This is a genomic window from Pedobacter sp. JCM 36344, from assembly GCF_046546555.1.
In the GTDB taxonomy this organism is placed as follows: domain Bacteria; phylum Bacteroidota; class Bacteroidia; order Sphingobacteriales; family Sphingobacteriaceae; genus Pedobacter.
In genome coordinates this window covers 36,012-51,746 of sequence record NZ_JBKHKK010000007.1, presented here as the reverse complement: position 1 = coordinate 51,746, position 15,735 = coordinate 36,012, and the positions used below count along the sequence as shown (strand labels likewise).

The window sequence follows — 15,735 nt, the reverse complement described above, 5'->3', positions numbered from 1 at the left end:
TTAAACAGGAAATCCCGGAACTTAACTTATGTTCCGGGATTTCTTGTTTATAGAAAATGGGTTAATTCCAGAGCTTTTCCGGATAAGAACCATCCTTAACTAATTGGTCTATGCTTGCCTGTACAAAAGGTTTATCTTCCTTGTAGGTCACACCGAACCATTGGCTATCGGTTGGAATTACTTTAAATGTCGCTGTATCATTGTGTACAAGCGTTTCTCCGATTAGTGGTATAAAAAATTCTGCTTTAGGTTTGTCTTTGTTTGCCAAAGCAAATTCTCTGAACATCTCTTCAGTAAGATTGAATACTGCAGGTGTAAAGCCCCAAAAGTTCATTGATACAGGAGTTTCAAAATCAAGTGGATATTCCACCCCGTTCTCTTCGTAAATAATAGTTTCGTCTTTTTTATAAACTTGGGTCCGCTCAGTAATTTCCTCTAAGAAATCTCCGTCATTCGTTTTGCAAACACCGCGGGAAACAGAACCAAAGTCTGAAAGAGTTTTCCCAATCTTATAACCAACAATTGAATAATTACTGTCTGTCGCTTCTTCTGTTAAGAATTCAACCATTTTTCTAAATGAATCATAGCCGTAAAAATCATCTGCATTAATTACGCAAAATGGTTCTTTAACTACCTTTCTACCGGATAAGATTGCATGTGCCGTGCCCCATGGTTTTTCACGATAAATTTCTTCATCTATTCCAAATTGCTTTAAATCAAAGTTTTGAAATACGTAATCAGTTTCAATTCTTCCATTAAGTTTCGGCTCAAAGATAGACTTGAAATTATCTATAAACTCTTCTTTTATGATAAATACTACTTTACCGAAGCCGGCTTTGATTGCATCATAAATAGAATAATCAATAATGGTTTCACCATTTGGACCGAATCCATCAATTTGCTTCATGCTGCCATAGCGACTTGCCATACCTGCGGCTAATATTAAGAGGGTTGGTTTCATTAATTATTTCGTGTATTTAAAATCGTGGTCTTTTTTAATGTTTAATAACGAATGGTAGATAAGGCTTATTACGTTGTCAACATCTTCTTTATGGATCATTTCAACTGTAGTGTGCATATACCTTAGCGGTAAGGAAATCAGGGCTGAAGGAACACCACCGTTTGAGTAAGCAAAAGCATCCGTATCCGTTCCTGTTGAACGAGAAGATGCCTGACGTTGGAATGGTATCCCATTTTTCTCAGCTGTTTCAATTAACAGTTTATTCAGGTTAGTTTGAACCGCAGGGGCATAAGAAACAACTGGTCCCTTGCCTGCCGATAAATCTCCTTGGGTAATCTTATTGATCATAGGAGTTGTTGTGTCATGAGTAACATCTGTTATTATCGCAATGTTGGGTTTGATTCTGTGAGCAATCATTTCTGCACCACGCAAACCAATCTCTTCCTGAACGCTGTTCACAATATACAGTCCGAACGGTAATTTCTTTTTGTTCTCTTTAAGCAACCTCGCAACTTCTGCGATCATAAATCCACCGGCACGGTTGTCTAATGCTCGGCCAACGTAGTATCGGTCATTTAATACCATAAATTCATCCTCGTAGGTGATTACGCAACCTACATGAATACCCAGGTTTTCAATTTCTTCTTTCGATGTACAGCCACAATCCAGAAAGATGTTTTTCAAGACTGGGGCTTCTTCTTTTTCGCCATTTCTCGTGTGGATTGCTGGCCAACCGAAAACCGCTTTTACCATGCCCTTATCCGTATGAATGTTTACCCTTTTAGATGGTGCGATTTGGTGATCCGATCCTCCGTTTCTGATCACGTAAATCAGGCCATCAGTGGTTATGTAATTTACAAACCAGGAGATTTCATCTGCGTGTGCTTCGATGACAACTTTAAAGTCGGCTTTAGGGTTAATAACTCCAACTGCCGTTCCATAAGTATCAATAAAACTTTCGTCAATGTATGGCTTTAAATAATCTAGCCACATTTTTTGTCCTGGATATTCAAATCCTGTCGGAGATGGATTATTAATATATTCTTCAAAAAATTGCAATGATTTCTTAGTTACCACCGCAACATGTTTTGGTTTATCTTCTTTTTTCTTTGACATTTTAATTCTTTATTCTTACAAATATATAAACAAGAGTTTAGCTATCAACTTCGGTTTCCAGTTGTAACTCCATGATGACAAAATCTATACCGTGCTCAGAAAAGGGCTCGCCGAAAGGACTAAAGCCAAATCTTTCATAAAATTTAATCGCGGATAAACGAGCATTGCACCATAACTTATTTCCTCCGTCTTGCCTAATGTAAGCAATGATGTATGAAAGTAACATCGAACCATAACCCTTACTTTGAAACGGATCTAACGTGGCGAACTTACGGAATTGATAAATACTTCCCTCATTAAAAATAGACACTACGGATGTTAATTGATCATTGGCATATAGACCAAAGTGAATTCCATCAGGGTCTGAAGGCAATTTTATAGCTTCAAAAGGAAGATTCGGATACATCACTTCGTGACGGATTCGCCATGTAAGCTCATACCTGACCTGTTCAATTTGCACCTGATTAGCTGACATGACGCATTTTTTTACTGTAGAAATTGTAGAACAAAAAATTGATAGTAATTATCATAGCCGTTCCAACCCAAAACATGGGCCATTGTCCCTGGTGCCATAATACTAGTCCGAGCGCCAATTCGCAAGCTGCGCACAAGAATGAAACAGACATAAAAACTGAATTCAAATGGTTCCTAGTCTCTGGTAAAATAGCGTAAATTCTAGTTTGATTATTTACATGGATCACCTGCTGTTCGATATTTATAAGGCTTAAATGGCGTAGTGTCAAGCCGAATTTGATATATTGTTGTGGATTAGTTCTTCCACTAAGCTCTCTCACACGCGGTGCAATTAATGCTCCAGCAATTCTAAACAACCCGATCTGCAAGGTCTGGAAATTAAAAGGAAGACTGGCAAGATACCAGGCCCTTTCTGCAAACACGATGGACATCAAAAGCATCAATAAAAAAGTAATTTCCACCTCCATAAAATAAACAGAGCAAAAGCCATATAGAAACCTGGCACTTACATTTCGTACCCTTGAATCTAAAATTCCGAGCAACAAGCAACTAATGATCATGGCAATTGTGGCGGTCTTTCCGGTATGACCTTCCGATAATCCGAAGTCTGTCGTCACGAGAGGTACTGGCGGTTTTCTAAGCATTACAACGGGATATTGCCATGTTTTTTACGGGGACTATTGACCACCTTATTTTCCAACATTTTAAATGCTTTAATCAACTTTGTTCTGGTTTGTGAGGGTTGAATCACCTCGTCTACGAATCCTCTTTCTGCAGCTCTATATGGATTAGCAAAGATATCGGAGTACATTTTTTCTTTCTCCAGCCATTTTTCTTCCGGATGCTCAGCAGAAGAAATCTCCTTCTTGAAAATGATCTCAGCTGCTCCTTTTGCCCCCATGACTGCGATTTCTGCTGTTGGCCATGCATAATTCATGTCAGCGCCAATATGTTTTGAATTCATTACATCATAAGCGCCTCCATACGCTTTTCTGGTGATCACTGTAATTCTTGGGATTGTAGCTTCACTAAAGGCATATAGTAATTTCGCGCCGTTAGTAATGATTCCGTTCCACTCCTGATCTGTTCCAGGTAAGAATCCCGGAACGTCTTCAAGCACAAGAAGCGGTATATTGAAGCAGTCGCAAAATCGTACAAAACGTGCGGCCTTAACTGAGGCATGATTGTCTAAGACCCCGGCAAGGTAGGCTGGTTGGTTCGCAACGATACCGATGCTTCTGCCTGCTAATCTTGAAAAGCCTACGACAATATTTTCTGCATAGTCTTTGTGCACTTCTAAAAAGCTATCTGAATCAACCAGTTCCTCCACAATTGAGCGCACATCATAAGGCTGATTTGCGTTTTCGGGCATTATTGAAGATAACGACGGCCTAGATTCTTCACCTGCCGTGTATGGAAGCTGAACAGGGATTTCTTCACAGTTCTGAGGCATATAACTCAGAAGCATCTTCAGATGGTTGATTGCTTCTAGTTCATTTGCGCAGGCGAAATGAGTTACGCCGGATTTTGTAGCATGGGTCGATGCTCCTCCCAATTCCTCAGAAGTTACCACTTCATGTGTGACGGTCTTGACTACGCTGGGACCCGTTACGAACATGTATGATGTGCTCTTCACCATCAGAATAAAGTCTGTGATGGCAGGCGAGTATACGGCTCCTCCAGCACACGGGCCCATTATTGCTGAGAGTTGAGGAATTACTCCTGATGCCTGCACATTGCGATAAAAGATATCTGCATAGCCTCCCAATGATACCACACCTTCTTGGATTCGGGCTCCACCACTGTCGTTCAATCCAATTAAAGGCGCACCATTTTTCAAGGCCATTTCCATGATCTTACAAATCTTCTCAGCATGTGTTTCAGATAGAGAACCTCCAAAAACGGTAAAATCCTGAGAAAACACATATACGAGGCGACCTGTAATTGTTCCATATCCGGTAACCACTCCGTCTCCAGAATATTTTTCACGCTCCATCCCAAAATCTGTACTTCTGTGGGTGACCAACATTCCTATCTCTTCGAAAGAATTTTCGTCTAATAGGAAGTGTAATCGCTCACGAGCGGTAAGTTTACCTTTTTTATGCTGCGCTTCTATTCTTGCCTCACCACCACCAGCATGTGCTTGTTGAACCTTTGTTTCAAGTATATCTATTTTGTTTCTCATGGAGTGCATTTTAATGTTACCAACGATACTGTAAGCGGGCGGTGAATACATCATCTTTCACATCGGCAGTATACTGAGGCATCAAAGTATTGTCGTTTACAATGTTCTCATTGTAAAGCGTAAGTTTTAATCTTGGATTAAGTAAATACGTAAGTCCATACCCAATCGTACTAAACTTTATATCACCTGCCGACGTATCACTATCCAGCCCTATTTCTGCGTCGCTGATCTGTCTGTTAGGGTCGTACATATCGAACGCCATAATAGCAGTAAACTTAGAGTTTGCAATCTTTTGGGTAAGCCAGAAATAGTATCCCGAAAAATCTCGGAGATACAGATCGGTAGCTGGTTGGGCGACAAAACTTGTGCTAGCCGCAAAGCCAGTTATCGCAGAGGAAGAGGCGACTCCAGGTTGTCTGCCGGCTATATACTCTGCTTTAAGAGAGGTCGCACCAAAATTGTTGTCGTACTGTAGCTGTATATTCAACCCGTAATAGTTTCTCTTCGCATACCAATTCACATTATGCGCACCTGTATTTTTTATATATCTGCCATTTTCATAACTAAAAAAACTTTCTGTGTCGCTTCTAACCGATCCCGCATATGCTGAACCCCCAAAACTAACATGCAATTTCTTATTTACCAGACTGTCAAATCTGAAGCCTAAATTCCCTATAATGTCCTTCTTAGAATCATAATCTCTGGCTGTATGCCCGCTTCCGTTTACTACTGCCAGGTCGCCATTGATAAATTTAAGTTTTGATGGATGATAACTGATCATAGCACCAATGTCACGTTCGCGTGGCATTAAGGTTTGAAATACTCTGGCTCGCTCAGGGAAATCCCGATATCCCGAAGAGTAAACGATAGAGTAACCAAATGGTCTGTTAAATAATCCGACTGTAAATCTTAAATCCTTTGAATTTGGCTGATGAAATTGAATGAAAGCATCCATCAATGTCAGTCCATTTTGGGTCGCATCAATTTGAAATACGATGCTGGAGAACTTATCTGCTCTGTCTATTTTCAATCTACCCCTTCTAATCATAAACCGCTCGTCAGAATTCTTGGCGAAGTCGCCACCCGACCACGAGTTGATACCTGCAGATTGCGCCTTTTGATATTGTGTTTGCAGATAGCCGGTAATCGCAATCTCATGAGGGTCGTAAGTGGATGGAGCATTGTTATTCTGTGCAAGCCCAAAATGCGGAATAATTGAGGTCAAAATGAACAAGATTTTTCTCATGTATTGGAATCGAAATTTAAAAGCCTAAATTAAAACTAATTGGAGCATTTTTTATATAATTGCACTTTAAGATTAAAACGGCTTCAATTGTGAAAGTAAATTGCAATTTTTTTACATTGTAAAATAGTCTATTTTGGAATTTTGGACTTATTTTTGAACATATAATAGAAAATTAACATGTTTTTTAGAAAATATCGGGTTCTAATCGTCGTCGCCTTCTTAGGCATCTTCACCGCGAAGATGATGATATCAGCCGCACCAGTATTTTTTATTCAGTTTGATAAGCAAATTATGAATGCTGTGATCATGCAAATTGAGCAGGAACACAGCAACGATGGCGAGTCAAGCAAAACCGGTCTCAAATACACAGATTACAAATTAGTTGAGTTCCATCACATTGATTCCTACGTTGCTGTTTTTAATCACTTTGGCATCAATAATAGTTTTGTCGAGCATTACAAACGGTATGTTGATCCATACCATCCCTCGGTTCCAACGCCACCCCCTAACATTTCTTAGTTTTTCAATTGTCCGTTCCTTTCTCTATCGGGGTCTGTCTCATTTTAGGAAGACAATACTTTTAATTTAATATTACTGAAGTGGTCTCTGCGTGTTTATGCAGCTTGGCTACTTAAAAAACACACAAATGAAAAACGGAAATTCAGTCTTTTCAAGATTTGAAGTGCAAAAATATATATTGGCAAAAAATCTAAAACGTGACCTTCCAGCAAGTATAGTAGTGTTTCTGGTCGCATTGCCGCTTTGTTTGGGTATTGCTTTGGCATCAGGCGCCCCGCTCTTTGCTGGGCTCATCACGGGTGTTATTGGTGGAATAGTCGTTGCCTCTTTCAGCGGCTCACAGTTAAGCGTAAGTGGTCCTGCAGCTGGTTTGACGGCTATAGTACTTGGGGCAATAGCAACGCTTGGTAGCTACCCTACATTTTTACTTGCGGTTGTTTTAGCCGGATGTATCCAGATTATTCTTGGTATAGTCAAAGGGGGAACGATTGGTAACTATTTTCCATCGAGTGTTATCGAGGGCATGCTTGCCGCGATCGGTCTGACTCTAATACTTAAACAGCTTCCCCATGCACTGGGTGTAGATTCTGATTTTTTTGGTGACGAGAGTTTTGCGCAAGGTGACAGCGCAAACACTTTTTCAGCATTAACCTCAGCATTCAGTCATTTCGGACTAGCAGCAATTGTGATCAGCGGACTTTCGATTGTAGTATTGATTCTGTGGCCAAAATTCAAAAAGCTGGCTGTAGTACCCGCGCCTTTGGTCGTTGTACTATTAGGTGTTGGGTTAACCTTTTTATTTAGGGGGACACCATATGCTTTAGGCGATAAACACATGGTGGAGATTCCTGTTGTTAGTGGATGGTCTGAATTTCTAGGATTGTTCACCACACCGGACTTTTCACAAATTTTAAATACTAAGGTTTGGATCGTTGCTGCTACTATTGCGGTCGTGGCAAGTCTGGAAACACTTTTAAGTTTAGAGGCTGTTGATAAAATAGATCCTATCAAACGGGTTTCACCAACCAATCGTGAGCTGATTGCACAAGGAACTGGGAATATCGTGAGTGGATTAGTTGGCGGGTTACCGATGACTTCTGTTATCGTTAGAAGTTCTGCCAATGTGAATGCAGGAGGCAGAACAAAGATGTCGGCCATTTTTCATGGGACCTGGTTGCTATTATCCTTACTTTTTATCCCAGGATTGATAAATATGATTCCTTTGGCTTGTTTAGCAGCAATTCTACTTGTGACAGGATATAAACTTACGAGGATAGCTTTGTTCAAACATATGTATCATAAAGGTTGGGATCAGTTTGTTCCTTTTGTGGTCACCATCATTGCTGTTTTGTTGACAGACCTTCTAAAAGGTGTGGGCGTTGGGATGATATTCTCTATTTTTTACTTGCTACGCACAAATATGCGTAATCCATTCTTTTATAGAATCAAGGAAGATGGTGATAAAAGGAACCTTCGGATTACACTGGCAGAAGAAGTTTCGTTCTTAAACAAAGCGGCTATCGCAGTTGTACTGAATAAGATACCTAAAGAAACAAATGTGATCATTGATGGTTCCAATTCCCGATACATAGATCCTGATGTATTGGAGACCATTTTTAATTATAAGCATAACGCGTATACAAAAGGGATTATAGTTAATTTAGTGGAAATTAAGAAAAACTATACTGTGCCCAAGTTAAATAATAAAATCATCGAAGAAATTAATAGTAATTAAGTTATTATGTGCGCAAAATTAGAAAAACAATCAACAGAACAAATAACGTACGAAGGACTTTTACAAGGTAATAAGGACTGGGTTGCAGCAACTCTTATAGAAGATCCTGATTATTTCAAGAAGCTGTCTGCTGGACAAAAGCCCCCAATTTTATGGATAGGCTGTTCAGATAGTCGTGTACCCGCAAATCAAATTACCAATACCAACCCGGGTGATATTTTTGTTCACCGCAACATTGCTAACGTAGTTGTTCATACGGATATGAACATGCTGAGCGTGTTGGATTATGCGATAAATGTACTGGAGGTCGAACATGTTATCGTTTGTGGTCACTACGGTTGTGGCGGCGTATTGGCTGCTATGGGCAATAAGCAATATGGCATTATAGACAATTGGTTGAGAAATATTAAGGATACATACCGTTTGCATTACCATGAATTAGATTTGATCTCAGATTTGAAAAAAAGATCTGAAAGATTGGTGGAACTTAACGTTATTGAGGGTGTGTTCAACCTAACTAAAACTTCTATTGTCCAGAACAGGTGGACGAACGGCAAAAAGCTCAGTTTGCATGGATGGGCGTATAGCCTAGAAACAGGTCTGATTACTGATTTAGGCGTTACCTGCGAATCGAATAATCACCAAGATTCTGTATTCAGAATCGACGGTATTTAAAAGGTATTGTAATTTAAATAAATAACAAAAAGGCTCCGTGATTTTGAAATCATGGAGCCTTTTTGTTATTTTAAAAATGGATATCTGTAATCCTTTGGTGGATCAAATGTTTCTTTAATTGTTCGTGGAGAAACCCAACGTAATAGGTTAATCATTGAGCCTGCCTTATCGTTAGTACCCGAACCGCGTGCGCCTCCGAATGGCTGTTGGCCAACAACGGCTCCAGTACACTTATCATTTATATAAAAGTTACCTGCAGCATTCCTCAAATGATGAGATGCTTTTTCAATCGCATAACGATTCTGAGCTATAAATGCTCCTGTTAAAGCATAAACTGAAGTAGAATCGATAATGTCAAGCACCTCATCAAAATCGGCATCCTTGTAAACATAGATAGTTAACACCGGACCAAATAACTCCTCGCACATGGTGGTATATTTAGGGTCTTTCACAACTAAAATGGTTGGCTCTATAAACCATCCCTTAGATTTATCGTAATTTCCACCAGCAATAATCTCTACAGAAGAGTCTGCTTTCGCTGCATCAATATACTTTGCCAGTTTATCGAACGATTTTTCATCGATAACGGCATTGATAAAATTACTAAAATCTTCTGTGCCCCCCATTTTAAAAGTTGCGAGATCTCTCAGCATGTTATTTTTGATCGCTGGCCACCTACTCTCTGCAATATAAACACGAGATGCAGCTGAGCATTTTTGCCCTTGGTATTCGAACGCTCCTCGGATTATTGCAGTGCTTGAAACATCTGCATCAGCAGATTCATGAACCAATATAAAGTCCTTTCCGCCAGTCTCGCCTACAATACGAGGGTATGTTTTATACTTATGGATGTTTGTTCCTATCATCTTCCAGATATTTTGAAAAACTGCAGTTGAACCTGTAAAGTGGATTCCTGCAAAATCAGGATGGTTAAAGATTACTTCACCTGCTTCTGGACCGTCGACAAATATCAGGTTAATAACTCCATCCGGCAATCCAGCTTCTCTAAAAATCTCCATGATCACATTGGCAGCATAAACCTGGGTGTCAGCAGGCTTCCACACAACCACATTTCCCATCATTGCTGCTGATGCAGGTAAATTTCCTGCAATAGCTGTAAAGTTGAAAGGCGTAAGTGCAAAGACAAAGCCTTCCAACGGACGTTGTTCAACTCTGTTCCAAGATCCGTTAGGAGATACTGGTGGTTGCTGTTTGTATATTTCTGTCATATAACTCACGTTGAAACGCAAAAAATCTATGAATTCACAAGCAGCATCGATTTCTGCCTGGTAAGCATTCTTGCTCTGACCAAGCATCGTAGCTGCATTAAGTTTGTAACGATAAGGACCTGCGATCAAGTCTGCAGCTTTTAGAAATATTGCTGCACGATGTTCCCATGACAGGTTCTCCCAAGTGGCTTTCGAAGCAAGCGCGGAATCTATTGCTTTAACTACATGGTCTTTGTTTCCAATGCTGTATTTTCCCAGTAAATGCTGATGGTCATGAGGAGGGTTAAGGTTGCCTTTTTTTTCAGTATGTACTTCCTGTCCCCCAATGTACATTGGTATTTCTACTTGTTTTGAACGTGCCTCTTTTAAAGCAGCTTCCAATAACTCACGTTCTTTGCTACCCGGTGCATAACCCAGAATGGGCTCATTTACCGGTGCCGGCACGTTAAAAAATCCTTTAAGCATAATAATTTTTGTTAGTTGGGTAAAGATAGCTAATTGCCCTCCTTTACCTGACAAAATGAGTAATAATTCTTATTTTTGAAACCTGTACATGAGCACATACCTAAGATATTTACTCCTTCCGTTTTCATTGCTCTATGGCTTGGTTATTTTGATCAGAAACAAGCTGTTTGACGTAGGCATTCTAAAGTCAAGCTCTTTCGACCTGCCAATTATATGTATAGGAAACCTGGCTGTAGGCGGCTCAGGTAAAACACCTGTAGTAGAGTATGTAGTACGACTGCTTGAGGGTAAGCGTGTGGCGATATTAAGTCGTGGATATGGTCGAGCAACATCTGGCTTTGTTCTAGCGGACAGAGATAGTACTGCGAGCAGTGTAGGAGATGAGCCACTTCAATATTATCATAAGTTCAAAGACGTAACAGTTGCAGTTTGCGAAGATCGAATTAAGGGGATTAATTTATTAAAAGACGAGCATGATGTTATCCTGCTGGATGATGCTTTTCAACATAGAAAAGTACGCGCAGGATTAAATATTCTGCTTTTTGAATACGTCAAGTTTTCCCGGCCACAGTTTCTTATGCCTGCTGGAAACTTGAGGGAGCCTTTTCAGGGTTTCCGGCGGTCAGATCTGGTTATAATCACCAAATCTCCCTTTCAACTCCAGAAGAAAGAAACTGAGAACATCCGCAAAAAGTTTGGCTCAGCTCCTCAGATTCCAGTGTTGTTTTCTTACTTAAATTATCAAAAATTAAGATCGGCTTATTCCAACGAGGCGTTAGCCCCCAAATTGAATAGAGAGATAAGCATCCATCTGCTAACTGGTATTGCTAATCCAGACCCTTTGGTTGCATATTTGAAACAGCAGTCAAATAACGTCATTCACCATGAATTTTCAGATCATCATCAATTCAGTTTGCGAGATATATCCGACTTGGTGAATGCTTTCAACGATGATTCTTCCATCAATAAACTCATCATAACTACAGAAAAAGATGCACAACGTTTATTAGATGCTTCGATAAAAGAATTACTTTTAGATTTGCCTCTATTCTATCTGCCTATTCGAGTTATGATAAACGAATCAGACAGGCCAACATTTGATCAAAAGATTTTAAATTATGTTTCAAGCACTACACGAAACCGTTGAATTTATAAAGCGCAAAACTAATAACTTTCAACCGGAAATCGGGATCGTTTTAGGTACTGGCTTGGGAGGCTTGGTCAACGATATCCAAATTGAATATCAGATCATGTACTCGAATATCCCAAACTTCCCTATCTCAACACTGGAGTTTCATTCAGGAAAACTGATATTTGGAACGCTGGAGGGTAAAAATGTTATCGCGATGCAGGGTAGATTGCATTATTATGAAGGGTACAGCATGCAACAGATCACTTTTCCGATCCGTACTATGAAAGTACTTGGAATTACTCATCTATTTGTTTCGAATGCCGCGGGCTCTCTTAATCCAGATTTCAAAAAAGGTGAACTAATGGTTATTAGTGACCATATTAACTTACAGCCTGAAAGCCCGCTTCGTGGTAGTAATGATGCTGATATGGGGCCACGATTTCCGGACATGAGTCAGCCTTATAAAAGAGATTTAATAACGGCTGCCTTAAAACTTGCTGCAGACCACAACATTACCTGTCATCATGGCGTTTACATTGCCGTAACAGGTCCAAATCTTGAAACTAAAGCTGAGTACAATTACTTAAGAGTAATTGGGGGAGACGCGGTAGGGATGAGTACTGTTCCAGAAGTAATTGTTGCCAATCATATGTCAATCCCTGTTTTCGCAATTTCAGTACTTACAGATGAAGGTTTTCCAGAAGTATTGGAACCAGTGAGCCTGGAAGAGATTATTGAGACTGCTAAAGCTGCGGAGCCAAACATGACGAAGATATTGAGCCTTTTAATTTCAAAATTATAATGTATAGAAAGATATTCCTTCTTGTTTTCTGTTTAGCCCTAGCAGTTACATCCAACTTATTTGCTCAGGATTTAAAAACCAAGGTAAATGACAACAAGGAGCTGGATTCGTTGAGAAAGATGGAAGAGGAAGGCAAGGATTCTGTGATTTTTACTTCAAAGTACATTCGTTACACTACCTTGAGACTTACCAAAGACAGTATCCAAACAATTCCCCTTGATACCACGCTTAATGGCTTTCAGAATTTTAGCGTGTTGGTGCAGCCAAGAAGACCTACGGTAGGACTAGGAAATTTAGGGCTTTCTGCTCTGCCAATGCTGTTTGAACCGCTTAAAACTATCGGTTTTGATGCCGGTTTCCATACGCTTGATTATTATGCGTTGACGAACGAAGACGTTAGGTATTATCAAGCCAGGGCACCTTTTACCAGCCTTTACTACGTAAACTCTGGTGAGATTGAGCAGGTTTTTAAAGTGATACATTCACAGAATATAAATAAGAACCTCAATATAGGACTGAATTTTAATAGAATTGGAGCAAACGGTAAGTATTCACATCAGCGAGGGGATCACCTTAATGGCGCTTTGTTCAGCTGGTTTCAATCTCCAAATAAGAGGTATAACCTATGGACGAATATTGTTTTTAATACACTCAAAGCTGAAGAAAACGGTTCTATAAGGAACGATACTATTTTCACAAAGCCAACCTTTAGCATAGAAAGAGAAGCACAAGCGACTAGGCTAACTACGGCCAAAAGAATTTACCGTCAGAGGGCATTTATACTAAAACAGACCTATTTTGTTGGCCGCATCGATAGTTTGGCTGAGGCAGCAGGAAGGAAGATTTTGCCTACTAATAAGATTGCATACACATTAAAATATGATGCCAATTCTTACACATTCAAAAAGGATGAAGCAGATGACAACTCCGCATTACCACCCGGCATAGCCGATAAGGCCTATACAAACGATAGTACCAGGTATAATCACGTGCAAAATGAATTTATCTATAGCTTCTTTCTGAGGGCTAAATCTTCTGCGCTTATAAAAAACGAACTCAAGCTTGACGTTGGTTTAAAGCACGATTACTACAAATATAATCAGTTTGTGCTGTTCAAGGACAATGCTAAATATTATGGCTATAATGCCTCTTTCCAAAATGTCACACTCCTTGGAAATGCCGGATACCGATTAAGTGATAAAATTGATTTAAATGTTGATTTGCAACAAATATTCCAAGGCCGCAACACTGGAGATTTTTTATATGAAGCAAAAAGTAACGTGCTGTTGAGTAAATCTGTAGGCAGAATCATTCTTGGAGCCTACTTTCAAAATAAATCACCAGAAGAAATCTATACCAGATATGTAGGCAGCCATTACAATTGGGACAATAACTTTGACCGGACAAAGACAATTAATTTCTCCTTTAATTATCTCAATGAAAAACTGGGTTTCGATGCCGGAGCGCAGTATTATTTAGTCACTAATTATTTATATTTCTTACAACCGAATGCGAATTCACTGAAAATTGCGCCTTCACAATCCGCATCTCCGATAAACTTTTTAAAGATCTCGGCTGGAAAGAAGTTTAAATTCGGAAAGTTTAACCTTGATGCTTATGTTGTTTATCAAAAAACAGACAATCCTGGCATCTTAGGAACTCCAGAGCTTTACTCTTTCAACACTTTTTATCTCGATCAAACTTTTTTCAAGGTACTAAAGACGAATATTGGATTTGATGTACGTTACAATACTCCGTATTCAAATTATTCTTACTCAGCTGCTGCCGGACAGTTTTATGTTGGTTCAAGCAGGAAGTTTGATACAACACCAATTGTTGATGTTTGGGTAAAAGCAAGCTTGCGTAGAGCCAATCTTTTTCTGAAATTCGATTATGTCAATCAAGGCCTTGATCTTTTAGGATACAATACCATTAACAATTATCCAATGCAGGACAGGGCATTATTCAAATTCGGAGTAAATTGGAATTTCTACGATTAGGTTTTCTGATGTTTTTTCTTAGCTGCAGGAAACAATACGTTGTTTAGAATCAACCGGTAACCAGGTGAGTTTGGGTGCAGGTTTAAATCTGTTGGGGGATCACCAACCTGGTGCTGGTAATCCTCTGGATCATGCCCGCCATAGAAGGTGAATCTTCCTTTTCCTATCTCTCCGTTTAAATACCTTACCTCTTCAGCACCTTTGTTCTCTCCAAGTACGGTGATGTTTGGCTTAACTAGTCGTTTCTTAAAAGCAGTCGTTTGTCCCATAAATCCTTTTATAACTTTGTCGTGGTTTTGAGTAAGCATTGAGGGAACAAGGTCCCATTTTGCTGAGAAGTCGAACAGCGTAAAGAAATCATTTGATTCGTTTAGAATTCTATTTTGAGTGACATCAATATCTGAGAACTCGTAGTTAGAAGGATTGATGTCCAGCCTAAAGTCTTTAAATGCAAAGGTTTTATTATAATCTATCTTGCTTTGTGCTTTTGGATCTGCTGCGTCGCCATCAAACATACTTTCACAAATATCAACACCATCGGCACTGAGAGCGATGTCAAAACTATCGGTGCCAGAGCACATCGCAAATAAGAATCCACCACCTGCGCAAAACTCTTTTATTCTTTTAGCAACTGCGAGTTTCACTTGAGAAACCTTGCTAAATCCGTTTCGTTTCGCGGTAGCTTCCTGATTTTTTACGTCTTCCCTGTACCAGGTAGCATTTTTAAAGCTTGCCCAAAACTTACCATACTGTCCTGTAAAGTCTTCATGGTGTAAGTGCAGCCAGTCGTAATCAGCCAGTTTATTTTTTAAAACGTCGTCGTCATAGATTACGTCGTAAGGAATCTCTGCATAAGTAAGTACCATTGTTACCGCATCATCCCATGGAAGCTTGCTTTTCGGCGAATAAACTGCCATTTTAGGTGCTTTTTCTAGCTTTACTATTTCCATGTTTACTTGTGGGTCGCTAATTTCGTTCAACATGGCGGATACCTTTCCATCGGCGAGTACCTGATAAGATACTCCACGGGTTTTGCACTCATCTTCAATCGTTTTATTGTAGCCTATTAAGAAACTACCACCCCGATAGTTTAAAAGCCAACTCACATCTGCCTGCTGTTTTATGCCCCAATAGGCGATTCCATAGGCTTTCAAATGATTCTTCTGGTCCTCATCCATATAAATAAGAATTGAGGA

At 39.7% G+C, this 15,735-nt stretch carries 14 protein-coding genes; 6 read left to right on the top strand and 8 right to left on the bottom strand.

What is annotated here, in order from left to right:
• Positions 1-61: 61 nt before the first annotated feature.
• From ACHFIZ_RS08385 to ACHFIZ_RS08360, 6 genes are read right to left on the bottom strand one after another with little or no spacing between them, the layout of a single operon-like run.
• Positions 62-961: an NDP-sugar synthase gene (locus ACHFIZ_RS08385; protein ID WP_410884765.1), complete on the bottom strand. Its 900-nt coding sequence runs from the start codon at positions 959-961 to the stop codon at positions 62-64.
• Between the two features lie 3 nt (positions 962-964).
• Entirely contained in the window at positions 965-2,077 is a 1,113-nt protein-coding gene (locus ACHFIZ_RS08380) for a M42 family metallopeptidase (protein WP_410884763.1), read from the bottom strand.
• Positions 2,078-2,114: 37 nt separating this feature from the next.
• Positions 2,115-2,552, bottom strand: a complete 438-nt coding sequence (locus ACHFIZ_RS08375; RefSeq protein ID WP_410884761.1) for a GNAT family N-acetyltransferase — start codon at positions 2,550-2,552, stop codon at positions 2,115-2,117.
• Positions 2,542-3,195: a hypothetical protein gene (locus tag ACHFIZ_RS08370; protein WP_410884759.1), complete on the bottom strand. Its 654-nt coding sequence runs from the start codon at positions 3,193-3,195 to the stop codon at positions 2,542-2,544. The genes ACHFIZ_RS08375 and ACHFIZ_RS08370 overlap by 11 nt, the downstream gene beginning before the upstream one ends.
• The gene (locus tag ACHFIZ_RS08365) at positions 3,195-4,736 is read right to left on the bottom strand and encodes an acyl-CoA carboxylase subunit beta (RefSeq protein WP_410884757.1); all 1,542 of its coding nucleotides are present in this window, start codon (positions 4,734-4,736) and stop codon (positions 3,195-3,197) included. Before ACHFIZ_RS08365 ends, ACHFIZ_RS08370 begins: the two co-directional genes overlap by 1 nt.
• A gap of 16 nt (positions 4,737-4,752) precedes the next feature.
• The gene (locus ACHFIZ_RS08360) at positions 4,753-5,982 is read right to left on the bottom strand and encodes a porin (RefSeq protein ID WP_410884755.1); all 1,230 of its coding nucleotides are present in this window, start codon (positions 5,980-5,982) and stop codon (positions 4,753-4,755) included.
• Positions 5,983-6,159: 177 nt separating this feature from the next.
• Here ACHFIZ_RS08360 and ACHFIZ_RS08355 point away from each other — a divergent pair, with 177 nt between their 5' ends.
• From ACHFIZ_RS08355 to ACHFIZ_RS08345, 3 genes are all read left to right on the top strand, one after another.
• Positions 6,160-6,501 (top strand): hypothetical protein, encoded by a 342-nt coding sequence (locus tag ACHFIZ_RS08355; RefSeq protein WP_410884754.1) that lies wholly within the window; start codon positions 6,160-6,162, stop codon positions 6,499-6,501.
• Positions 6,502-6,628: 127 nt separating this feature from the next.
• Entirely contained in the window at positions 6,629-8,236 is a 1,608-nt protein-coding gene (locus ACHFIZ_RS08350; protein ID WP_410884752.1) for a SulP family inorganic anion transporter, read from the top strand.
• Positions 8,237-8,242: 6 nt separating this feature from the next.
• On the top strand, positions 8,243-8,911 hold the full coding sequence (locus ACHFIZ_RS08345; RefSeq protein WP_410884750.1) for a carbonic anhydrase: 669 nt from the start codon (positions 8,243-8,245) through the stop codon (positions 8,909-8,911).
• A gap of 65 nt (positions 8,912-8,976) precedes the next feature.
• Here ACHFIZ_RS08345 and pruA read toward each other — a convergent pair whose 3' ends face one another.
• Complete coding sequence (gene pruA, locus ACHFIZ_RS08340; RefSeq protein ID WP_410884748.1) at positions 8,977-10,605, bottom strand: L-glutamate gamma-semialdehyde dehydrogenase; 1,629 nt, start codon at positions 10,603-10,605, stop codon at positions 8,977-8,979.
• 88 nt (positions 10,606-10,693) lie between these two features.
• Between pruA and lpxK the strand changes: the two genes are divergently transcribed.
• Genes lpxK through ACHFIZ_RS08325 form a run of 3 tightly spaced genes read left to right on the top strand, consistent with a single transcriptional unit; the run spans position 10,694 to position 14,539 of the window.
• A complete protein-coding gene (lpxK, locus tag ACHFIZ_RS08335) occupies positions 10,694-11,752 on the top strand; it encodes a tetraacyldisaccharide 4'-kinase (protein WP_410884746.1) in 1,059 nt (352 codons plus the stop codon).
• Complete coding sequence (locus ACHFIZ_RS08330; protein WP_410884744.1) at positions 11,724-12,539, top strand: purine-nucleoside phosphorylase; 816 nt, start codon at positions 11,724-11,726, stop codon at positions 12,537-12,539. Before lpxK ends, ACHFIZ_RS08330 begins: the two co-directional genes overlap by 29 nt.
• Positions 12,539-14,539 carry a putative porin gene (locus tag ACHFIZ_RS08325; protein ID WP_410884742.1) on the top strand — a complete coding sequence of 667 codons (2,001 nt, stop codon included), beginning with the start codon at positions 12,539-12,541 and terminating at the stop codon, positions 14,537-14,539. The genes ACHFIZ_RS08330 and ACHFIZ_RS08325 overlap by 1 nt, the downstream gene beginning before the upstream one ends.
• Here the strand turns inward: ACHFIZ_RS08325 and ACHFIZ_RS08320 are convergent.
• Positions 14,536-15,717, bottom strand: a complete 1,182-nt coding sequence (locus tag ACHFIZ_RS08320) for an asparagine synthetase B (RefSeq protein ID WP_410885034.1) — start codon at positions 15,715-15,717, stop codon at positions 14,536-14,538. The two genes, ACHFIZ_RS08325 and ACHFIZ_RS08320, sit on opposite strands and share 4 nt — an antisense overlap.
• Between the last annotated feature and the right edge of the window lie 18 nt (positions 15,718-15,735).